Genomic DNA, 20769 nt, shown 5'->3' with positions numbered 1-20769 from the left:
CACTTTATTGGCGATCCCAAGGCGGTGGATCGCCAATTTCATCACGCATGAAATCGACAAACTCTCTGACCTTGGGCGCAAGATGCTTACGCCGTGGGTAAACGATATAAATTGGCAGTTCGAGACAAGGCTGCCAGTCGGGAAGTACCTCAACCAGCTCACCCGTGTCTAACTCATCGTTTAATAGATAGGTCGCGAGATAGGCGATCCCTAATCCCGCTTTGACTGCTTCGAGCACCGCTGGGGCATTATTGATTGTGTATTGGCCGCTGATATGAACCACTTGTTCCGTGCTGGCCTTGGTGAAGGGCCATTGGTCATAACGACGTTCACGGCTTTGATAAGTAATACAGTCATGATGACGTAATTCATTAAGTTGTTGCGGGGTGCCGTTATTCGCAAGGTAGGTTGGGGCAGCAACCAGTTTGAACTGACAGTCTGCTAATTTTCTCGCCACCATCCCCTCAGGAGGGTGCTCATGAATCGCTACCCAACAGTCATAGCCTTCTTCGACCAGGTTAGGTCGATGGTCGAACAAACTAATGTCGAGATTAAGATCAGGGTACAGCTGTCGGAATTTGGCAAAATGGCGCGTCATTATAGTATTACCGAATGACTGCGCGACGCCGATTTTTAGCTTACCGGTTACCTCATTCCGATAACCTGCGACCATGGCTTCGGCTTCATCTAAGGTTGCCATTAACTGGCTACCATAATCCGCATATCGAGTTCCCACTTCGGTCAACGATACCGAGCGGGTGTTACGCTGTACCAGTTGGACGCCCAAACGATCCTCGAGGTAACGAACCTGTTTACTCACTTGTGATTTGGAAATACCAAGTCGTTCAGCGGCGCGCGTAAAATGCTGCTCTTGTGCAACGGCAGCCAACACCACAATTTGTTGGAGATGTTCGAGCATAGTCTGTGCTTCCATGTTCTCAGTCGGGTGAGACTACCACATATTTCCCTGCCTCTGGAATTAATAGTGACAACGTCACACTAAGCTATCAGAGAAGCACCGTAAAACCCCCTCCCTTTTCTTTTTTCTATCTTATTGTTTTTTAATGTCAATATATTATTGTTTCCTGTGAGATACACTGAAAACATTAAATGTAAGTGCTCACTTTTAAAACGGTTATAAACTTTCACACTATCTTTCATTTATTCTTATATCGGCTTATTTATTGTTTATATCGACAATGAAAACTGGAATGGCTGTTTTTATTCATGATGGATATCGCATAAAATTTAGCGAGGAGGTGATAGATGATTGAATTAATCAAACAGTTTTTCTTATTAGGGTGCATGTCGTTTGGTGGGCCGGCCGCGCATGTCGGCTATTTTGAGCGTGTGTTCGTCAAAGAAAAGCGGTGGCTGAGTGCGGATACCTTTGCTTCTGGTTTAGCCATCAGCCAGTTTCTACCTGGCCCAGGAAGCAGTCAGCTCGGTATGTATATTGGCTATCAACGCGCGGGTTATTTAGGTGCGTTTGGCGCATTTGTCGCGTTTACCTTGCCTTCTTTTGTTTTGTTGACAGCGGCGGCGGTATTAAACAGCGGTGCGCAAGCTTCTGATTGGGTCGCAAGCATCATTAGCGCAGCCAAATTATTAGCGGTGGTGGTAGTGATTGATGCTACTGTCTCAATGAGCCGAAAATTTATCGGCTCGTTAGCGACTGGGACAATGGCGGTGGCAACAACGTTGTGGCTATTGCTAACGCCATCGGGCGTATTATATCAAGTACTTCCCATTGTCATTGCAGGCATTGTAGGAGCTATTGGGTTTGCGAAGCCCCAATCACATCATGCGCCAGTTAACATTGCGTGGCGCCGCAGTAGCGTGATCCTGGGTCTCTTTTTACTATTGCTCACAGTACCTTGGCTGTTTAATCAAACCTTATGGGTACAGGTGTTTAATCTGTTCTACCAAGCGGGCAGTTTTGTCTTTGGTGGCGGGCATGTGGTTTTACCATTGCTCGAGCCTATTGTCGGTGACGTTGTCACTGATTCGGCGTTAATTGAAGGTTATGCGGCGGCTCAGCTAGTGCCGGGGCCGATGTTCACCATGGCGAGTTATCTGGGTGCCAGTGTTGAAGGGTTAGCTCCCATTTGGGGCAGTATCATTGCAACGATTGCGATTTTCTTGCCTGGTGCATTACTTATGTTCGGTGTTTTGCCGATTTGGGAGGCGGTTAAAACTCAGTCTCGCTTGGCCGGGGCTATCAGCCTCATTAATGCCAGTGTCGTGGGGTTACTCGCCGCCGCGCTGTATCAACCCGTATGGGTTTCCGCCTACACAAAACCTTTGGATTTAGTGCCCATCGCGCTTGGCTTAGTGGCATTAACTCAATGGCGAATTTCGGTGTTTTGGTTACTCCTATTAATGATGGTGTACCAGTTTACTCTCGCTTAATACGCGCCATACTTTGTGGCCCAGCTGTGTCTGGGCTACTTTTTATCACTTAGCGCACTATAACTTTATATGTTGTAAAGCAAAAAGCTAAGTCACATCGCTCATGTGGCTCAGCTTTTTAATTAATTTATAAACTGCAGCCTTAGAACTGCCAAGGTTGGCGAGTGCCTGTGTCGGAGGCTGTTTGTGCCAGCTCAATAGCATAGATGACTTTGCTTGCAGAAATTGGGCAAACAGGCGAGGGTTGGTTATCGGTAATTGCCTTTGCTAATCCATCGAACAGGCGGTGATATTGGCCGTTTTCAAGGGTGAGAGGATCAGGAGTGACGCTGTCACCAACTTCGAGCATCCCTTGATACGCTTGCTCACCAAAACCAGAGACAGTTACCATCAAACCCGCGCGTAGTTGCTCTTCTTGAATATCTAACCCTACGGTACTGAAGGTCGCTTTTTCACCCTGGACGACAAAGCGTTCTGTGGTACCTGAACGGTAAGGGCTGGAGGATAAAATTACTTCTGTGTTTGGGTAATGCAGCGTCACTTGAAAATAGTCGGTCGTTTCGCTGCTAGGGCGTAGCGCACGACAGGTGCCGGATACCGCATCCGGTTCCCCTAAAAGATGGAGGGCTTGGTCAATTAAATGAGAGCCGAGGTCATAGAGAATTCCGCTGCCTTCACCTGGCAATTCGCGCCAACGTTGGCGGACTTCTGGGCGGTAGCGATTAAAGCTGGAATGCATGACTTTGATGTCGCCAAGCTCACCTGCTAGGTGTAACCCTTTTAGGGTGAGAAAATCCCCATCCCAACGTCGATTGTGGTAAGGACACAACACCAAGCCTTTTTGCTTGGCCAGCGCCGCTAGCTCGAGACCATCACGGCTATTGGTCACAAAAGGCTTTTCTACCAAGACATGGCAACCGGCTTCTAATGCTTGTTTAACGTGTTGGTAATGGAGGTGGTTGGGGGTAGTAATCACCACCAAATCTGGGGTTTGTTGAGTGAGTAAAGTGTTGAGGTCGTCAAAGCAAGCCGCTTTAGGCAATCGCTGTGCAACTTGTTCGGGTTTACTGGACACAACAGCTGAAATAGCGAACTCAGAGATTGCACTCAAAAAAGGAACGTGAAATGTATTGGCAGAAAAGCCAAAACCGACCAAAGCTGTTTTTATCATAAAGCGTACTCGCATTGACGATGTATTATCAGCACTTTATCGGACATCGACACGCCAATCAATCTAAGTGCAAGATCTCTCTGTCTCAATATGGATATAATTATAGATTAAGTCCATAATGAGAGTGTGTGAGCATAAAATGGTGAATGATATGACAGCAGCACAAGCACCAAAGGCGGCAGACAAGAAGAGAATGGCTCAGGTCGGCTTCAAAGCTGCTGTAAAAATAATGGAAGGATGGGGCTGTACCGGCGCAGACATGCAGCGAATTCTTCGCATGCCAAGGTCTACATTCCAAAAGTACAAGGCGAACCCAGACACTATATCTATGGATGATGATCAGCTTGAGCGCTTAAGCTATATCGCAAACATTCACAGTAGCCTTCGAATCATCTTCGATAACCAAGAGAACGTTCAGGGTTTCATGTCGATGGAGAACAAAAACGCTTACTTCGAAGGGCAGACGCCTTTATCTATTATTAGTAGCGGCAAATTCGCTGATCTTTACGAAGTGTTCTGTCGTGTCGACGCGTTACGTTCAGGTCAATGGGGGTAGCATGCCGAATGCGAGAGAAAATCAAGCGGTAGGTTATAGGCTCATTCCGTCTAAGTACCCGACGATTGATTTGTTTGATTATGTCCTTAATCCGGAAGACTTTGAGGTGATGTATCAACTGCAAGCATTGACGAATCCACGTATTCTCGATGAAGTGGGTGATGTTTCCCTGATTAAGCCGGAGGAAATCCCGTACCACTGTGAACGTGGTCGTAGCTATGCGGTAGCCGCCTTTACGCACATTAACCGTGATGGCTCACGCTTTGCTGATGGCAGCTTTGGGATGCTTTATATTGGTGACACCGAACAAACCGCTGTAAAGGAGGTCATGTATCACCAGCGCAAGTATTGGGCTGGCGTTAATGGGCTTCACTATGATCGTTTGGTGTTTAGGGCGCTTCGTTTCACATTTGATGATAATAAGGTGATTGATGTGTGCGACAAGCCAATGACAGATCCAATTTACGACCTGATTGATTACTCTGCGGCACAGATGCTTGGCCGCCAGGTACGGCAAAATGATACATTATCAGGGATCCGCTACCACTCAGTGCGAAATGAAGGGAGGATCTGCTGGGCGATGTCTACGCCAAAAGTGGTTAGCGATGTTATCCAATGCTTCCACGCAGAAATGATTTGGAACGGGAAAGAAATCAGCCAGGTTGAGAAGATTTACGCAATAGACTGAGCGGTACGGCTGTATGTTAATAAATCAATCTTAAGTGCGCATTATGTATGTTATGTTAAATAAAGTGGTTATCAGATGATGAATCGTATCGATAAGACAAGCGTCTTGACTCCTCACCTCCATTTTCTCTCCCCCTTCAGTACTCTGATGCGATGATTCAACATAACTGACTATTTACCATAAAATAGCTAATCACCATTTTCTTTAATCARCTTAGTTCAAATGCTCCGCTTGACCTAAGATGCTTCAATCACGCAGTGATGAGCTGTAAATAGCTCTACATTTGCCGCTTTTCGCGAGCGACGCTTTTCTATAGGTCAAACATGGTTTGTCTTTAAGCATAACCGCCTTCGCTCGTATGATTGAGGTAGGCTCTGACCGCATCCATTCGATCGTGCTTAACCAGTTGTTCTGCGGTTAATCCGCCAAACTCTGGTAGCCCTTCGCTCCGATGATACCTTCTGCGTTCATGACGACATCTAAAATAGATCGGTTCATCGTAGCTACCATGTCATTTAAATTTGACTTATATACGTCTAAAATGGCTGACATTATGACAGTTGTCAAGCTGGGCTAAAATACAGCAGAACAGCAGGTGTTTACTGTACCGGGAACACAAATCACGGTTCGCTCCGGACGAATTCCACCCATTAACCTTTTTAGGTTCAGCAAGGTTTGCTACAGTTCACCAGTCATTAGATCATTCATTATAAGGATAACCATGAAAGCGCACATTTGGGCGTGTTTGCTCGTGGCGTTAGCCAGTTTTGGCGCGATAGCTCAGGACGAAAACGATGTTAAGCATACTAAGGCGGCCAAAGAGCCAACATCGTACGCCGAGCAAAGTATTTACGATAAACCATTGATGGAAAGGTATGTTTTGGATGAGATCCGGAACTTAAGAACCGATTTCCAAGCGTTAGAAAAACGTATGGTCACAGAGATTACCGACCGTGAGCTCGACGTGGCGGATAAGTCACTCAACTACGCTAATGTGACAGTGACCTACTTCTTTTATCTCATCGCGGGCGCAGCATCGCTCATTGCCCTCGTTGGCTGGCAGTCGTTACGTGATATTAAGACCAACACCAAAGAACTGGCGGATCAACAGTTATCTGAAATTGCAGAGCAATATGAGCGCAAGTTCCAAGCGCTCGAGCGAGATTTGAAGCGTAAAACGCGCATTATTGCTGAAAATAACAAAGAAATTGAACGCATTAACGAAATCCATAACTTATGGTTACGTGCGCAGCATTCGCAGACGCCAGAGCAGCGGATGGAAATTTATAATGAGATACTCAAAATCCGCCCTGGTGATCTCGAAGCGTTAACTCACAAAGCGGATGCCGCGATGGAAATGGGTGAATACCATTGGGCGCTAAGTATTAGTAACCGTGTCTTGGAAGTGGATGAGCGCAATGCTAATGCCCTATTCCAACGCGCTTGTGCTTATGCAAGGTTAGGTGCCGAGGACCAAGCCGTGTCTGACTTAGAGCTGGCGATAGCTGAAAGTGCTTCATTGCGTGAAGCGGCTCGAGAAGAGGCCGACTTTGAATCACTGCATGGTCACGAGCGGTTTGATCTGTTGATTGACCCTGATGGACTTATTTAAGCAACAAAAAACGTAAACAAAAAAAACCAGGCATGAGATGTTGCCTGGTTTTTCTTTTTACCCGCCGGCCAGTTTGACTGTGTGGCCTTTCTTTTCTAAGTACGTTTTGATGTTGTCGCGCTTATCCCCTTGGATCTCAATCACGCCATCTTTCACGGCTCCCCCGCAACCACATACTTTTTTGAGTTCGGCGGCGAGCTGTTTTAATTCAGCATCATCAAGGTCTAAGCCAGTGACTAAGCTGACGCCTTTACCTTTGCGCCCTTTTGTTTGGCGCTGGATACGAACAATGCCATCCCCTTTAGGGCGTTGAGGCTTCTCGGGCGTTTCTTTGATTTTTCCAGATTCTGTTGAGTAGACTAAGCGGTTTTCGTCAGACATGGTGATAGTTTTGCTTCGTTGAACATTTTAGACTTATACTATCAAAAGCAATGCTATGTTGGCAGTCACTATCCGCGCAGCTGCTCTCCATTCTTATCAATAAAAAGCTTTAATCCTGGTAGCGATCCCTTCATCAGTTTGCCTCGGACAATCATATACCAGCCCTTTTCATCTTTTTCTGGATCGTCGTTCATAATACGAAAACCATTATATTCTTCCACCTGCTTTTTTGACGATACGTCATCCTCTTCATCATCAAAATCGGCGGGATCGACAAGAATACTGGTGTCAGCCCACCACTCGATTGATTTTTTCACATTGTGCAAACTGCCAGATATCGATTTACCCCCGAGTCTAGCGCGGTAAACCTCTGTGGCCTCATCGCCACCTTCTGACTTTTCAATCGTATAACCACGATGAAAAAGGCGTCGGGTCATGTTTTTTCCTCCCGCAAATAGCCGTGTACGCCATGTTGCATTGAACTACGGCCTTGAGTCTGTTTTAGACTATTATCAGCCCTACTTAGAATTATTTCATTAATCCAAACCATTAACGGACTTAGGGTCTAGTGTAATGGGACATAAGTCTAATATTTTTCATTGTAGCGTGTTAGACTGATAACAAACATATAAAGTTATAGTGCGTTATGAAAAAGATTTTACCGCTTGAACCAAAGCATATTCCCGATAGCTTGGCCCTTTTCAATCAAGGCGTAGTCAGTTTGGATGAGTGGGAATTATTAACACAAGGCGCTTACAGTCGTAATTCATTACTCAGTTACCGTAATGACTGGCACGTATTTGCTGATTTTTGTCACGGCCAAGGGGTCACAGCCGTGCCATGTGCGATAACGACTTTGCGTCGCTTTGCCGAGCTTGCGGCTCAACACCGTAAAATATCGGCGATTCGTCGTGTCGTGGTCACCGTCGGTTTAGTACATCGACTACATCAACAGCGTGATCCCAGTAAACATCGCGAAGTAAAATACGCCATGGCTCGATTACTTCAGGCAAAGTTACCGGAAAGTAAAGAAGCCACCCCCTTTCACGCTCAGCACATGATACAACTCAATGAACAACTCGCCAGTTCGCAAAGACTGCAAGATCTGAGAGATCGGCTTGTATGGTCACTTTCTTATGAAGGATTGCTTAAACGCAGTGAACTTGCCGCACTGACCACAGACGATCTGATTACTCAAGGCACCCAAACGTTCATAATAGTTAGAGATCAACGGGTAGCATTGAGTGAGCAAACAGCGATGTTAGTCGCCCAGTGGTTGGATAAAACAGGAATGAATCATGGCCCCCTACTTCGTCGAATCAACAAACATGGCCATTTAGGTGAGACCGCATTAGACCCGTCATCGATTTATCGGGTCTTTCGACGCGCGAGTCGCTTGCTGGGTGAATCCGTTACTTTTTCTGGGCAATCGCCTCGCGTCGGTGCAAGCCGTGCACTTGCCAATAAAGGAATGACAATAAAACAAATCCAGCATCTTGGCCGCTGGAAAAGCCCCGCAATGCCGGCGCAATATGTCGGTAACACGATAGCAAGTGAACAAGCTAAAGCGCGATACCGACATAAGAAGCTGACGGAATAACTAGCTTACTCGCCGTCCCGTTGCATGGGTGATACGTGATGCGAGATATTCATCAAATGCTAACCCATGATGTTCGACCAATTTAGGGAACATGGAAATGGGCGTCATACCTGGAAAGGTATTAATTTCGTTGACGAGTACCGTACCGTTCTCAGTCAAGAAAAAGTCAATGCGCGACATGTCCTTTAATCGCAGTTGCTTAAACGCTTGATGGGCATAGTCGCGAATACAGGCAACTTGTTCCTCGCTAAGGTCGAGTGCTTCAATCTGTGTATTGCTCGAACTCCCTTCGCTGTATTTCTCTTCAAAGGTATAAAAACTCCCCTCTGGACAGCGTATTTCACCCGGCTTGGTGACAATAATTTCGTCGCCAACCTGAAACGCGGCCACCTCTAATTCACGCGGTTGAATCGCTTTTTCGATCAATACTTGGTCAGAAAACGTAAACGCATCTGCAATGCATGTTGAGAGCTGCTCTTCTTCAGTAACACGATAGCAGCCTACACTGGATCCTTGACTGGCCGCTTTGACGAAAACGCCTTGATGCTCAGCAAAAAAGGCAGACGCACGTGCCATGTTTTGGTCACTTTGATCGGTGATAAACACGTAGGGTGTGTTCGGAATGCCGAGGGCATCAAACCACAACTTCGAGGTAATTTTATTAAAGCAAATTTGGCTACCTTCCGGGCCGCATCCTAGGTAAGGCAGGCCGGTGATCTCGAGTAGTGACTGAATATCCCCCGTCTCGCCGGGAAAACCATGGAAGCAAGGGATCACATAATGAATTTGCCTATGCTCAACCTTGCTACAAAGCATGCCATCAGTATCAAGGTGACAGCGCATACCATCGTCAAGATGCCATCCCTCTTGGGTGATTTCGACTTTTTGGACATTGACTCGAGGGAGCTTCGCTAGCTGTGATTCAATATACTGCGCAGAAACGAGCGAGATATCGTGCTCCGCACCACCGCCACCGCACAGTAAAAGCAGGTTTAGTTTCGTCATAATTTTCTCTCACCACGTGCATTAACACGTTACCTGAATATACCGCCATAGTAGTCAAATGCGACGTTGCTTTCACCTATCGACGCGTATTTGTTGGTATTTTGGTGTTTGATTGCTGCGGGTTTGTTCAAAGCTGACCCAAGAGCCAGCTTCTATATTAACAGGCGCGGAGATTCGACTAGTTAACGCGTGTCATCTCAGGCGTTGATGAACGCTTAATGTCTGCGATGTCACGAACAAAAGGACCATACTGCTGAATGGTTTGCGGTAAAGCCTTAATGGCACGCTTCGCTGCATCTCGTGATGAATATTCACCATACAACAAGGTATACCAAGGTAAGCCGTCTACCATTTTCTTGTTGCTCCAAAGTGGCTTGTTACTTGGAAGCCGTTTGGCGTAATCACTAAACCCGCGATCATGGCTAAGTGCCACAATTTGAATGGTATACCCTGGGCCCTGGCTTGATGTTTTTACGGTTTGTTTTTTCGGCGCTGGCGCCGCTTCCTCTTTCGATGCAGATCGTTCTTTCGATGCGGATCGCTCTTTCGGTTGTGGTGCCGAGGTTTTCACAGTCTCGCGCGTATCGGTTGACTCAATGGTCTGACTATAAATTTCAGTGGTCACACCACCACCACTGCATCCTGATAGCAGCAGCGCAACTGCAAGTAAGCCCAGTTTTTTCATTGTGATTCTGTCAGTTATCCAAATTTGTTTCATTGTGCCCCCGACCCAATAGCCATTCAACCAAAAGTTAACCTGTTACATAAGGTTTCCGGTGATAGCTCACAGATAGAACGTTAAACGACGAGCTTGAGTGTATCGTAACAGCCAGTTTCTGCCACACCCAGATCACATTGCGTTAAAAAAGACCGTTGATTTCAACGCTGAACCGATAGACTGGCTTCAGAGCTTAACCAATTGATGTGCCCACCGTTGATGACGCTGGGCGACGCTTTTTCGGAGGAAACTATGGCCGGCATCGATCAACTCCTCAAGCCTAAATCTATTGCGGTTATAGGTGCGTCCGACCGCAGCGACCGCGCAGGCTACGTTATCACCCGCAACTTACAATCCGGTGGATTTCAAGGCCCTATCATGCCTGTCACACCTAAGTATCAAGCGGTTGCCGGCATTTTGGCGTATAAAACGATTGCGGACCTGCCACTTGTCCCCGATTTAGCTGTTCTCTGTACCCGTGGTGAAGCGACGCCAGCGCTTATCGAACAATTGGGAGAAAGAGGCGTTAAGCTCGTCATTGTGCTCGCAGCCGGGATGCGCGGCCAGCTCGACTCACTCGGCACAAGTCAGTACGCGATAATGCAACGGGTGGCACAGAGATACACCATGCGCGTGCTTGGCCCCAATAGTTTGGGCATGATTTTACCATGGCTTAACCTTAACGCATCCTTTGCACCTGTGCCGGCCAACAAAGGAAACATTGCTTTTGTCTCTCAATCGGCTGCCGTCTGTACCACTATTTTGGACTGGGCGCGAAATAAACGTATTGGCTTTTCAACCTTTATCTCATTGGGCGAAGCCTGTGATATTGATTTCCCCGAATTACTCGACTTTTTGTGTCGCGACAGTAAAACCGACGCGATTTTGCTCTACGTCGATTCAATTCGTGATGCACGACGCTTTATCTCCGCTGCGCGAGCAGCCGCCCGGAATCGTCGTATTCTCGTATTGAAAAGTGGTCGTACCCGCGGTGGATCTGTTGCTCTTGAGCAACTTAGTCAGACCAGTACAGGGTTAGATGCCGCTTACGATGCTGCAATTCGTCGCTCTGGGATGTTACGTGTGAACAACACGCACGAGTTATTTGCCGCGGTCGAGACGCTGTCTCACTCCGTTCCTTTACGTGGAGAACGGCTCGCGATTATCACTAACGGCGGTGGGCCGGCAGTAATGGCGGTTGACACGCTGATGGATGCTGGGGGTAAGCTAGCGACCTTGAGTGACTCAACGCTTGACGCCCTAAATCAGGTCTTGCCTGCAAGCTGGTCGCATACGAACCCCATTGATCTGGTCGGAGATGCTGACACGCAGCGTTACCAAGCGGCAATAGATATCATGTTAAACAGTGATGAGGCCGACGCGGTTTTGATCATGCATTCCCCATCGGTCACGGCACCTGGACTGGCGACCGCCAAAGCCATCATTCATTCATTAAAAGAAAACCCTCGCGCGCGGCGCTTTAATATTTTAACGAATTGGCAAGGAGAGGGAGACGACGCCACAGTCGCCCGGCTGGCGTTCACGCATGCCGGCTTCCCAACCTATCGAACACCTGAAAGCGCCGTGACTGCTTATATGCACTTAGTTGAGTATAGGCGCAACCAAAAGCAATTAATGGAAACCCCTACCTCGACTGGACTCATGGACTATGACTTATTGGCCGCACGGGCGTTTATCGAACAAGCAGAAGACATTGAGCATCTCACCCTAACGACCCATGAGGTACGACCCTTTTTAGAAGCTTATGGTATGCAGGTTATATCTACCTGGCTCGCGACCGACGCGGTAGAAGCCGCCCAAATTGCCGAACAAGTTGGTTATCCTGTTGCCGTGAAGCTTCGCTCTTCCGATATTCGTCATAAATCAGATGTACAAGGCGTAATGTTGAATTTACGTACAGGGGCGGAAGTCGCTAATGCCGCTCAAGCGATCCTTGATCGCGTGTCTGTCACTTTTCCCAACGCCCACATCCAAGGATTATTGGTACAGTCGATGGCTCCGCGAGCGGGTGCACAGGAGCTGCGCGTTACCATCAGTAATGATCCCGTTTTTGGTACCATCATTTTACTCGGAGAAGGCGGCTCTGATTGGGATGTCACCAAAGATGCGGCAGTCGGGATCCCGCCGCTGAATATGGCACTGGCGCGCTATCTTGTGATAGGCGCGATTAAAAGCGGTAAAATCAAGCAACGCGGCTTTCCTATTGCTATCGATGTACCGCGTCTATGTCAATTTTTAGTGACATTGTCACAAATGATCATTGATTGCCCGGAAGTCGATGAGCTCGATATCCACCCACTTCTGGTCGCTGGCGAGGAACTCACGGTTTTGGATGCATCGCTGCGGTTACGAGATTACGCGGGTAGCCAACAAAAGCGCTTAGCTATTCGGCCTTACCCTAAAGAATTGGAGCAATCGGTCACGCTTAAAAACGGACAAACCATTCTGCTGCGTCCTATTCTTCCCGAAGATGAGCCGACGCATAAGGCCTTTGTCGAAAAAGTGTCTGAAGAGGATCTATACCGCCGCTTTTTCTCTGACGTTGGCGAGCTAAATCATGAGGCGTTGGCGAATTTGACTCAAATTGACTATGACCGTGAAATGGCGATAGTGGCCACGTTCCAACTATCTTCCGGGAGAGAAGAAATCTGGGGAGTCGCGCGTTTATTGGCCGATCCTCAAAATACAGACGCCGAATTTGCGGTCTTAGTCCGCTCTGATTTAAAAGGTGTTGGTCTCGGCAGTGTGCTTATGAACACCATTATTAACTATGGCCGCCAGGCAGGCCTATCACGCATCACCGGGATGACCATGCCCAATAATCGAGGGATGATCGCACTCGCACAAAAATGCGGCTTTAGTATTGATGTGCAAATGGCCGATGGCATCGTCGATATGCAACTGCCGTTATCATCCAACGCGTAAGCGAAGACAACGCGCGACCAAAGCTGGTCAATTCAATCCAGCGCCTTCTTCATTCAAGACGAGGACTTATTAATCGGTATGTCGCCTGCTTGCATGTAAGGCGCAAGTAAATTGGGCAACTGTCTGACTAACCAGGATTTAGCATTGCCCATTCGATTGCGCTTCCAGGCTACTCCGAACTTGAGCTGAAACGGCTCTCCCCCTTTTAGGCGTTTTAAACGTCCGGCGTTGAGATCGTCTTGGACCCAAAACCAGGGCAACGTCCCGATGCCTTGGCCATTCAAAATAGCCGTATATTTGTCATGCATGGAACTGACGGTTAAGCGTGGTTGATTTTCCAGCACATTATAGGTTTTCGGCTGCATACCTCGCGCCGTGTCAGCAACCGCGACGCCACGGTATTTGGCGCGAACATCGGGTTCAACCGGGCGCGCTTCTTTATGTATCGGATGGTCGGGAGCGGCAACCCAATAGGCGCTCATTTCTCCCAGCGGCTGTACTTTTATCCCTTGAGGCACAGTATCGGGGATCGGCGCAATCAGTACATCTGCGCGCTCTTGTGCTAACGCCTCCCAACAGCCTGCTAGTATTTGCTCAGACAGTTTCAGTCGTGTACTACTCTTTTTAGCTAAACGCTCGATCAGCGGAAAAAAGAAGTCGCTCTTAAACAATCCATCGTAGGCAAGACAAATTTCCAACTCCCAGCCATGAGCCAATGATGCAGCATCCGCCACCATTTCATCTGCCGCTTTTAACAACATGCGCCCTCGCTCAACCAATAAATGGCCGGCATCAGTAAACGTCGCACGGTGGCCTGAACGATCAAAAATCACTAACCCAAGTTCGTCTTCAAGCTTTTGTACTTGATAGCTCAGCGATGAGGGCGCACGATTCAACGACTCAGCGGCAGCAGCAAAACTGCCTTTTCGCTCAATGGCATCAAGAACGTGTAAGGCTTCAAACGACAACATAATTTTCTCTCGATGATCACCCTAAAAAGGGCACGTAACAGATCTACACACTATATCAGGGTTTACCTTGCCACCCTATGGTAAATCGAAGGGCAATCACTCGTGAGGAAGCATTATGTGTTAGTCACGATAAATCAGGCATATAGCACAAAATAACCATCGATTTCGTTTCCTTTTTCGTCAAGGTGTCATACTCTAAAACAGAGGTGACAATGAGATTAGACCGTATAGAAATTGCAGGCTTCCGTGGCATCCGACGCCTATCACTCCAAGTCGATGAACTCACCGTGCTGATCGGCGAAAACGCATGGGGGAAATCGTCTCTTTTGGATGCACTGGAGCTCGCACTCCATCCCAGTGGCGATAAACCTCAGTTTAAACGCTCTGACTTTCATGTTGACCATGCCCTTGGCGTCGCACCAGAACAACAATTTCAGATTATTCTCCGTTGGCAGGAAAGTTTTCCAGGAGAGCATAAAGCTCGCCGTTATCGTCGTTTTAAGCCGCTCTGGAACGGTGAAAATGCCGGTTGCCGAACTTTAGATTACTGTCTGAACGCGACCATGCAAGAAAGTAAAGTTTCGGTACAGCGTGTATTCTTGTCTTGTCAGGGAGAGATAATTGAAAAGGTCGACAACGATGCGCTCGCAAGCCATTTAATGCAGATCCACCCCGTTGTCAGGGTACGTGATGCCCGACGTATGCGGGTACCTGGGCAAATGGTCAATAAAGACAATACGCGGGTTGAGCAACGTTTAGATAATACCTATCGCCGTTTATTAATGATGCCTGGGCACGTTAACAAAGGGGAAATCAAAAGTGGTCTGCATGCAATGCGTCAGCTACTCGATCACTATTTTGCCGCTGACGAGCATAGCCGCGCCCCCTATCCCATTCATGCTCCTGGCGCACTGTCGATTACCCATAATCAAATGCACCCCTTAGAAGCGGTTGCCGCCAATACATCTAACCAAAGCCGGCTCGTATTAATGGGGTTACTGAGTGCATTTGTGCGGGCGCGTGGCCCGAAACAACTCAAACGCAATGCCCGACCTATTATGTTGTTTGAAGATCCTGAAGGTCGGCTACACCCCACACTTTTAAATCAGGCATGGCGCCTCATCCAACTCATGCCTATGCAAAAACTGTTGACCACCAATAGCGGTGATTTGTTGGCTGGCGTTCAGCTCGATCATATTCGCCGGCTTGTACGCCATCCCACGGAAACACGTAGCCATCAAGTCCCTTCTCATCTACTGACGCAAGATGAACGTCGGCGTGTCACGTTCCACGTTCGCTTTCATCGTCCCAGCGCACTGTTCGCACGCTGCTGGTTATTGGTTGAAGGTGAAACTGAAATCTGGCTATTTAATGAGCTTGCACGATTACAAGGTTATGACTTTGCAGCGGAAGGTGTCCATTTAATTGAGTTTGCACAAAGCGGACTTAGGCCACTCATCAAGACCGCCAAGGCACTGGGCATTGAATGGCACCTTGTCGCCGATGGTGATATGGCAGGAAAGAAGTACGCAGCCACCGCGCGAGGACAAATCGAGCATCAGCCCGAAGGAGCAAGACTGACGGTACTGCCCGATAGAGATATTGAGCATTATTTATATAACAATGGCTATGAGCCGTTGTTTCGCGAGATGGCTGGCGTGGCGAGCCAGCAGCCGCACATGAACGATAAGCGTATCATCGCCAAGGCGTTAAAGCGCTACGCAAAACCCGATGCCGCCCTGGCCATTATTGCTTATACAGAAAATGAGCTGAATACGCCGATCCCTAAACTGCTCCGTTGGGTTATTCAGCGTGCCATCGGGCTAGCTAGAGGCGTTGGATAACGCCTCAAACACACTTATTGTTCGACGCGTTGGAAAAACAGCGTCACTTTGCCCACTTCAATGCCCCATTTTCGCATCGAGGTCACGTTAAAGAGATGATCATCATCTTGACGGAACATCCAGTCATCAAAGTGGAACTGATATTCACTCTCGCCAACAGGCACCACTAAATCATAGCGCCAATTCAGGGCATTACCCGCAACGACACCCCTTGCCTCGCCGACGATATCGCCAGCCGTCCCCGTATAAGTACCATCTTGATGACGCGTAATCGTCCACACGCGCGTTTGGGTTTCTCCGTCCGCATAGATAAACGATTCATCCAATGTGAGCGTGTCACCGTCGACCGTTCCCTCAATATCCACTTCGAAGCGGCGGGTTTGCTCCCCTGTAAAGTCTTGGACCATGCCCCACGCTTTGGTATGTCCATCAAAATACTCGAACATGTTGAACGCCGGCTCACGATCTTGATAATCATCAATATCCGCCGAACAAGCAGCAAGCATGATAACGCTTGCAAGGGTAAGGCATGCCCGGTTAAAACTGCGGGTCCACTTTGTCATGATGCTTCTCCTAATAATGCGCGTCGATGATCGGGGTACTCTGTGTTTTCTGATAACCAGATAGCTAAAAAGGCGTCGGCTAGATCTGTGTCATCGATCACTAATGTGGTGCGCCAATCTTGCCCTTGAGATTGATAATGGAAAACGCCTTTGTCCTTGTAGCGAACAAACGCAAGTCGATCGTCTTCGGCAATATCGCCCCACGCATCATTAAGCGCAGTTTGCCAGCGTTCACGTTGTGAAGCCGAATAACCTAAATGCGCCCATTGGTCGTTAGTGGCTTTCATCAAGCGCTCGTCGCTAATATCACGGGCATACGTGATCACCAGAGCATGAGGTAATGGTGGTTCGTAATCGCCTGATGGCGTGCGTAATGACGATTGATAAATCGTCCACCAGCCCCAAGTTAAGGTCGCTTCCCCCACTTCGGGCCATTGCTGCCAGGCCATCGGGCCGCCGGTCGTTGGCTGCTCAGCTTGCACGGAAGTTGCCATGGTGAGAATGAGGCTGGCGAGAAGTGCTTTCCATCCTGTCATTGTTGTCCCCTTGTTGCCGCCATTCGCGCCTCTACTTTGTGTTGTAACCAACGCATTAAGGCAACGAATAACACACTGTATATCGCCCAAACGCCGAGTAATACCACGCCCGTTATCCAAAAGGATTGCGGGAATGATAATGCACCGAGTCGCTCTCCCGCGAGATAACTGCTTGCTCCCCCCACACTGCCAATGCATGTGATCAACCAAATTGGCCGAGCGAGCACGAGTTCACGCATAAGCCACGCAAAGGCGCAAAAACCCAACCAAAGTAAAATAAGCCAAGAAGGCATGATCAGTGAGCTGGTGTCGACAGCTAACCACTGCGTATACAGCATCACACTGTCACCAATGATGCCTAATGGGGCAAGGGTTAAGATCCCAGCGATCACGGTACGATCATAGGCGATCGCAGCCAGTAACATCGCTCCCATCAACCATTGTAAACTCGGCGGCCCGATAGCCGCCGAAAACCAGTACACGTTGAACAATAAAGAGATCAACACAAAACGCATTATTTAGGCCTCTCGCCAAGCCGGACGACTGAGCAACAGCTGGACTGCACTGATGGTTCGCTCTCTGAAGCCGCCTTCGCAATAGCAAAAATAAAAACGCCACAGGCGCGCAAAACGATCGTCGTATCCGTATTCCCGCAAGGTCTCTGCTTGTTGATTAAACCGGGTATGCCAGTCAGCTAGCGTTTGCGCGTAATCCAAACCAATGTCTTTTAAATCCCGCATCACAAAGTCCGTTTGGGCGGTGAAGTGATCAAGTAAGACGTTTACCGAGGGCAAAAACCCTCCCGGGAAAATGTGCTTTTGAATAAAATCGACATTGCGACTGTAATGGTCATAACGTTGATCCGCTATTGTAATCGCTTGAATCGCCATCAAACCACTCGGCTTGAGTAGTGACTGACACTTCCGCACAAAGGTATCTAGGTATTCTTTGCCTACCGCTTCAATCATCTCTATCGAGACAAGTTTGTCGTACTCGCCGGTCAGATCGCGGTAATCCTCTTTAAGCAATGTGATCTGATTATCTAACCCCTCTCGTGCAATACACGCCTGTGCCCAAGCATGCTGTTCTTCCGAGATGGTGGTGGTAGTAACGCGACAGCCGTAATGCTTTGCGGCATAGATCGCCATGCCACCCCAACCTGTGCCAATTTCGATCAGGTGATCATCAGGCGTTAGCGACAGTTGTCGGCAGAGACGATCCATTTTTTCGATTTGCGCGGCTTCTAGTGAGGCTTCCTTTTCCGGATAAATCCCACTGGAATACAGCATTTGATCATCGAGAAAGTGACGATACAGATCGTTGCCAAGATCATAATGCGCGGCAATATTGCGGCGTGCTGTGTCTTTCTCGTTACGATTGCGCCAATGTGCCAGTTTATGACCGAGGCTCACCAACCAACCCGTGTGCTTTTCTATCCGATCAATCGCCGGCAAATTACGAGCAAAGACCCGAATCACGTCGGTTAGACTGGGCGATTCCCACCAGCCTTCAATATAAGCTTCGGCGGCTGCAATACTGCCACCGGTCAAAATCCGAGTATAAAAACGTGGATCATGGACTAAGACTGATGCATGTAATTGTGCCTGAGGATCTCCGCACTGCAAGGTCTGACCCTGCTCATCAACGAGCGAAATGGAAGCATCTTTGACGTGTGCCATTAACGTATAAACCAACTGCTTCGCGTAATGCTCTTTACGCGTCAATGTGCGTTGACTTTGAGGTACGTCCGTTACAGACATAATTACTCCTTCTTCGCACCCGGGTGCGGATAAAACGGTGCGCCCTTTATCCAAAGTTTGAGCGCTTGCCAATAAATACCAATGAGAACTTTTACTGTCTCTATCGGTGTCCGGATCAATAACTTACCCAATGTTTTTGAGGTAAAAGGCCGTCGTTGTAGGCCAAGTGTCGCGTCAAACTCCTTGGCTTCGCGGTGCGCTTCAAGATGCAAGTGCACGCGCTCGCGGGGAGGACGAAGACGCCAATGATAGCGTTGTTCTATTGGATTGAACGGCGACACATGAAACGCTTTATCATTTTCCCAACGCGTACCGGCCGGAACCGCGTAATAGTGGCGTTCGCCCCAAGGGGTGTTACTGACTTCTGCAAGCACGTAGCGCCAGTTATTGTCGTGATCATAGACGTAGTAAAAATTCGCCGGACTAAAATACACGCCGAGATAACGCAGCTGACACAGCGCATAAACTTTTCCTTCTATGCGCTCGCCCGTGAGTGTGTATACCTTGTCAAGACACGCCGCTTTGGTATCTTCTCGCCCATCTAAATAGTCTCGATAATCAAAGGCCGCCCAGCCCCATTTACCCAGCCGGAACCCCGTAACCTGTGACGACAGTAATGCCAGTTCGTCTAGGTCAATCAACGGCATAAAAACAGGATACGTGAACGTATGTTTGATCGGTGTATAGCGCCGATGCCGGACCTGGCCGACATACAAACCGCTATTCAAAGTTACAACCGACTCAGTCACGAATTGATGCCCTCCACCACGTCAAGTGCACTTTTAACACCATCTTCATGAAAACCGTTATACCAATACGCGCCACAAAACCAGCTTTGCTGTTGGCCATTAATCTGATGACGCTTTTGCTGTGCTGCGACGCTCTCGGTATTAAACACTGGGTGTGCATACACAAAACGACGTAAAATCTTACTGGGTTCTATTCTGTGTGTTTGATTGAGCGTGACACAAAACGTCTCAGGCGACTGAATTGATTGCAATATATTCATATTGTAGGTCAAAGCTGCCGGATCCGTGTCTATTTCTTCTGACAAGGGCAAATGATAATTCCAGCTCGCCCATGCACCTTGTCGCTTAGGTAACAGAGAGGTGTCCGTATGTAGCACCACTTCATTATCTTGATAAGGAATGGCGCCGAGAACGTCACGCTCTGCATCACTGGGATCGGCCAACATAGCAAGCGCTTGATCGCTATGACACGCGAATACCACCTGATCAAACACCTGCTCGCCCTTATCCGTGGTGACATAGACCGCGCCTTGATCACGTCGAACCTGTTTTACCGGCGTATTGAGATGAATTTTATCGGCAAAAGCCGGTGTCAGTTTTTTCACGTATTCGCGTGAACCACCTGGTATCACATACCACTGCGGTCGATTCGTTACATCTAACAAACCATGATTTTGGAAAAACCGTAGGAAAAAGGCTAATGGAAATCCACGCATATCCGACAGCGTTGACGACCAAATGGCCGCCCCCATCGGTAAGATATAGTTTTGACAAAAATAATCACTGAACCCATGTTGGTTAAGGAAATCCCCTAAGGTATTCAATGATGAAGACGAGGCGCTATCTTTCGCTGCGTAAGCGTCACGTGCGAGACGATTAAAGCGCATGATTTCGGCCAGAAAGCGATAAAAACGTACATTAACGATATTGCGTTTTTGCGCAAACAACGACGACAAGCTGTGGCCGTTATATTCTAAGCCGTTTGCATCGTTGCGCACACTAAAACTCATTTGTGAAGGCTGACGTCCAACCCCGATGTCATTGAGCAAGCGCTCATAATTTGGATAAGTTCTGTCATTAAAGACGATAAAGCCGGTATCAATCGCGTATTGACCACTTTCGACCTCAATATCAACGGTCGCCGTGTGACCACCGAGGTAGTCATTCGCTTCAAATAACTGAATATCATGTTGTTTGTTAAGGTAATGGGCGCACGTTAACCCGGCAATGCCCGAACCAATAATGGCAATTTTCATG

The 20769-nt window shown here is 48.1% G+C and carries 20 protein-coding genes; 7 read left to right on the top strand and 13 right to left on the bottom strand.

Going from position 1 to position 20769, the window contains the following annotated elements:
* Positions 1 to 4 precede the first annotated feature (4 nt).
* Positions 5 to 919, bottom strand: a complete 915-nt coding sequence (locus BZG81_RS07605) for a LysR family transcriptional regulator (protein ID WP_077460762.1) — start codon at positions 917 to 919, stop codon at positions 5 to 7.
* A 347-nt stretch (positions 920 to 1266) separates the two neighbouring features.
* Here BZG81_RS07605 and chrA point away from each other — a divergent pair, with 347 nt between their 5' ends.
* The gene (chrA, locus tag BZG81_RS07600; protein WP_077677097.1) at positions 1267 to 2412 is read left to right on the top strand and encodes a chromate efflux transporter; all 1146 of its coding nucleotides are present in this window, start codon (positions 1267 to 1269) and stop codon (positions 2410 to 2412) included.
* Positions 2413 to 2554: 142 nt separating this feature from the next.
* On the opposite strand, the gene BZG81_RS07595 is transcribed toward chrA, so the two are convergent.
* Positions 2555 to 3583 (bottom strand): Gfo/Idh/MocA family oxidoreductase, encoded by a 1029-nt coding sequence (locus tag BZG81_RS07595; RefSeq protein WP_077460760.1) that lies wholly within the window; start codon positions 3581 to 3583, stop codon positions 2555 to 2557.
* Positions 3584 to 3734: 151 nt separating this feature from the next.
* Between BZG81_RS07595 and BZG81_RS07590 the strand changes: the two genes are divergently transcribed.
* From BZG81_RS07590 to BZG81_RS07580, 3 genes are all read left to right on the top strand, one after another.
* Positions 3735 to 4139 (top strand): antitoxin Xre-like helix-turn-helix domain-containing protein, encoded by a 405-nt coding sequence (locus tag BZG81_RS07590; protein ID WP_025744909.1) that lies wholly within the window; start codon positions 3735 to 3737, stop codon positions 4137 to 4139.
* Position 4140: 1 nt separating this feature from the next.
* Positions 4141 to 4827 (top strand): RES family NAD+ phosphorylase, encoded by a 687-nt coding sequence (locus BZG81_RS07585; RefSeq protein ID WP_077669200.1) that lies wholly within the window; start codon positions 4141 to 4143, stop codon positions 4825 to 4827.
* Between the two features lie 721 nt (positions 4828 to 5548).
* Positions 5549 to 6439, top strand: a complete 891-nt coding sequence (locus BZG81_RS07580; protein ID WP_236719515.1) for a TPR end-of-group domain-containing protein — start codon at positions 5549 to 5551, stop codon at positions 6437 to 6439.
* A 57-nt stretch (positions 6440 to 6496) separates the two neighbouring features.
* On the opposite strand, the gene yciH is transcribed toward BZG81_RS07580, so the two are convergent.
* Together yciH and BZG81_RS07570 are read right to left on the bottom strand one after the other, a co-directional pair.
* Positions 6497 to 6820, bottom strand: coding sequence for a stress response translation initiation inhibitor YciH (gene yciH / locus BZG81_RS07575; RefSeq protein ID WP_077460748.1), 324 nt, complete (start codon positions 6818 to 6820; stop codon positions 6497 to 6499).
* A 68-nt stretch (positions 6821 to 6888) separates the two neighbouring features.
* Positions 6889 to 7257, bottom strand: coding sequence for a DUF3319 domain-containing protein (locus BZG81_RS07570; RefSeq protein ID WP_077460747.1), 369 nt, complete (start codon positions 7255 to 7257; stop codon positions 6889 to 6891).
* Positions 7258 to 7466: 209 nt separating this feature from the next.
* Here BZG81_RS07570 and BZG81_RS07565 point away from each other — a divergent pair, with 209 nt between their 5' ends.
* Positions 7467 to 8420, top strand: coding sequence for a tyrosine-type recombinase/integrase (locus BZG81_RS07565; protein WP_077677096.1), 954 nt, complete (start codon positions 7467 to 7469; stop codon positions 8418 to 8420).
* Here BZG81_RS07565 and BZG81_RS07560 read toward each other — a convergent pair whose 3' ends face one another.
* A complete protein-coding gene (locus BZG81_RS07560; protein ID WP_077677095.1) occupies positions 8421 to 9425 on the bottom strand; it encodes a D-alanine--D-alanine ligase in 1005 nt (334 codons plus the stop codon).
* Between the two features lie 178 nt (positions 9426 to 9603).
* On the bottom strand, positions 9604 to 10110 hold the full coding sequence (locus BZG81_RS07555; protein ID WP_077677094.1) for an SPOR domain-containing protein: 507 nt from the start codon (positions 10108 to 10110) through the stop codon (positions 9604 to 9606).
* Between the two features lie 285 nt (positions 10111 to 10395).
* On the opposite strand from BZG81_RS07555, the gene BZG81_RS07550 reads away from it, so the two are divergent.
* A complete protein-coding gene (locus BZG81_RS07550) occupies positions 10396 to 13089 on the top strand; it encodes a bifunctional acetate--CoA ligase family protein/GNAT family N-acetyltransferase (protein WP_077677093.1) in 2694 nt (897 codons plus the stop codon).
* A gap of 53 nt (positions 13090 to 13142) precedes the next feature.
* Here BZG81_RS07550 and BZG81_RS07545 read toward each other — a convergent pair whose 3' ends face one another.
* Positions 13143 to 14060, bottom strand: coding sequence for a LysR family transcriptional regulator (locus BZG81_RS07545; protein WP_025744581.1), 918 nt, complete (start codon positions 14058 to 14060; stop codon positions 13143 to 13145).
* A gap of 212 nt (positions 14061 to 14272) precedes the next feature.
* Here BZG81_RS07545 and BZG81_RS07540 point away from each other — a divergent pair, with 212 nt between their 5' ends.
* Positions 14273 to 15904 (top strand): DUF2813 domain-containing protein, encoded by a 1632-nt coding sequence (locus tag BZG81_RS07540; protein WP_077661524.1) that lies wholly within the window; start codon positions 14273 to 14275, stop codon positions 15902 to 15904.
* Positions 15905 to 15918: 14 nt separating this feature from the next.
* Here the strand turns inward: BZG81_RS07540 and BZG81_RS07535 are convergent, their stop codons facing one another.
* The 6 genes from BZG81_RS07535 to BZG81_RS07510 are packed head-to-tail and all read right to left on the bottom strand — an operon-like array spanning position 15919 to position 20768.
* The gene (locus tag BZG81_RS07535) at positions 15919 to 16467 is read right to left on the bottom strand and encodes a DUF3833 domain-containing protein (protein WP_077460741.1); all 549 of its coding nucleotides are present in this window, start codon (positions 16465 to 16467) and stop codon (positions 15919 to 15921) included.
* A complete protein-coding gene (locus BZG81_RS07530; protein ID WP_241827371.1) occupies positions 16464 to 17003 on the bottom strand; it encodes a chalcone isomerase family protein in 540 nt (179 codons plus the stop codon). Before BZG81_RS07530 ends, BZG81_RS07535 begins: the two co-directional genes overlap by 4 nt.
* Positions 17000 to 17518 carry a DUF2878 domain-containing protein gene (locus BZG81_RS07525; RefSeq protein WP_077677092.1) on the bottom strand — a complete coding sequence of 173 codons (519 nt, stop codon included), beginning with the start codon at positions 17516 to 17518 and terminating at the stop codon, positions 17000 to 17002. Before BZG81_RS07525 ends, BZG81_RS07530 begins: the two co-directional genes overlap by 4 nt.
* Positions 17519 to 17521: 3 nt before the next feature.
* Positions 17522 to 18763, bottom strand: coding sequence for an SAM-dependent methyltransferase (locus tag BZG81_RS07520; protein ID WP_025744576.1), 1242 nt, complete (start codon positions 18761 to 18763; stop codon positions 17522 to 17524).
* A gap of 2 nt (positions 18764 to 18765) precedes the next feature.
* On the bottom strand, positions 18766 to 19512 hold the full coding sequence (locus BZG81_RS07515) for a DUF1365 domain-containing protein (protein ID WP_198532308.1): 747 nt from the start codon (positions 19510 to 19512) through the stop codon (positions 18766 to 18768).
* Complete coding sequence (locus tag BZG81_RS07510) at positions 19509 to 20768, bottom strand: NAD(P)/FAD-dependent oxidoreductase (RefSeq protein ID WP_037367761.1); 1260 nt, start codon at positions 20766 to 20768, stop codon at positions 19509 to 19511. The genes BZG81_RS07515 and BZG81_RS07510 overlap by 4 nt, the downstream gene beginning before the upstream one ends.
* Position 20769 lies beyond the last annotated feature (1 nt).

The organism is Salinivibrio sp. MA607 (assembly GCF_001996245.1).
Taxonomy (GTDB): Bacteria; Pseudomonadota; Gammaproteobacteria; order Enterobacterales; family Vibrionaceae; genus Salinivibrio; species Salinivibrio costicola.
This window is presented reverse-complemented; position numbering and strand designations above follow the sequence as displayed.

What these genes read in the sequence shown, in the direction of transcription:
- yciH (WP_077460748.1), bottom strand. Translation starts at nt 6,820, where the DNA reads ATGTCTGACGAAAACCGCTTAGTCTACTCAACAGAATCTGGAAAAATC.
- BZG81_RS07550 (WP_077677093.1), top strand. Translation starts at nt 10,396, where the DNA reads ATGGCCGGCATCGATCAACTCCTCAAGCCTAAATCTATTGCGGTTATA.
- BZG81_RS07565 (WP_077677096.1), top strand. Translation starts at nt 7,467, where the DNA reads ATGAAAAAGATTTTACCGCTTGAACCAAAGCATATTCCCGATAGCTTG.
- BZG81_RS07595 (WP_077460760.1), bottom strand. Translation starts at nt 3,583, where the DNA reads ATGATAAAAACAGCTTTGGTCGGTTTTGGCTTTTCTGCCAATACATTT.
- BZG81_RS07560 (WP_077677095.1), bottom strand. Translation starts at nt 9,425, where the DNA reads ATGACGAAACTAAACCTGCTTTTACTGTGCGGTGGCGGTGGTGCGGAG.
- BZG81_RS07530 (WP_241827371.1), bottom strand. Translation starts at nt 17,003, where the DNA reads ATGACAGGATGGAAAGCACTTCTCGCCAGCCTCATTCTCACCATGGCA.
- BZG81_RS07555 (WP_077677094.1), bottom strand. Translation starts at nt 10,110, where the DNA reads ATGAAAAAACTGGGCTTACTTGCAGTTGCGCTGCTGCTATCAGGATGC.
- BZG81_RS07570 (WP_077460747.1), bottom strand. Translation starts at nt 7,257, where the DNA reads ATGACCCGACGCCTTTTTCATCGTGGTTATACGATTGAAAAGTCAGAA.
- chrA (WP_077677097.1), top strand. Translation starts at nt 1,267, where the DNA reads ATGATTGAATTAATCAAACAGTTTTTCTTATTAGGGTGCATGTCGTTT.
- BZG81_RS07605 (WP_077460762.1), bottom strand. Translation starts at nt 919, where the DNA reads ATGCTCGAACATCTCCAACAAATTGTGGTGTTGGCTGCCGTTGCACAA.
- BZG81_RS07525 (WP_077677092.1), bottom strand. Translation starts at nt 17,518, where the DNA reads ATGCGTTTTGTGTTGATCTCTTTATTGTTCAACGTGTACTGGTTTTCG.
- BZG81_RS07540 (WP_077661524.1), top strand. Translation starts at nt 14,273, where the DNA reads ATGAGATTAGACCGTATAGAAATTGCAGGCTTCCGTGGCATCCGACGC.
- BZG81_RS07520 (WP_025744576.1), bottom strand. Translation starts at nt 18,763, where the DNA reads ATGTCTGTAACGGACGTACCTCAAAGTCAACGCACATTGACGCGTAAA.
- BZG81_RS07510 (WP_037367761.1), bottom strand. Translation starts at nt 20,768, where the DNA reads ATGAAAATTGCCATTATTGGTTCGGGCATTGCCGGGTTAACGTGCGCC.
- BZG81_RS07545 (WP_025744581.1), bottom strand. Translation starts at nt 14,060, where the DNA reads ATGTTGTCGTTTGAAGCCTTACACGTTCTTGATGCCATTGAGCGAAAA.
- BZG81_RS07585 (WP_077669200.1), top strand. Translation starts at nt 4,141, where the DNA reads ATGCCGAATGCGAGAGAAAATCAAGCGGTAGGTTATAGGCTCATTCCG.
- BZG81_RS07580 (WP_236719515.1), top strand. Translation starts at nt 5,549, where the DNA reads ATGAAAGCGCACATTTGGGCGTGTTTGCTCGTGGCGTTAGCCAGTTTT.
- BZG81_RS07535 (WP_077460741.1), bottom strand. Translation starts at nt 16,467, where the DNA reads ATGACAAAGTGGACCCGCAGTTTTAACCGGGCATGCCTTACCCTTGCA.
- BZG81_RS07590 (WP_025744909.1), top strand. Translation starts at nt 3,735, where the DNA reads ATGACAGCAGCACAAGCACCAAAGGCGGCAGACAAGAAGAGAATGGCT.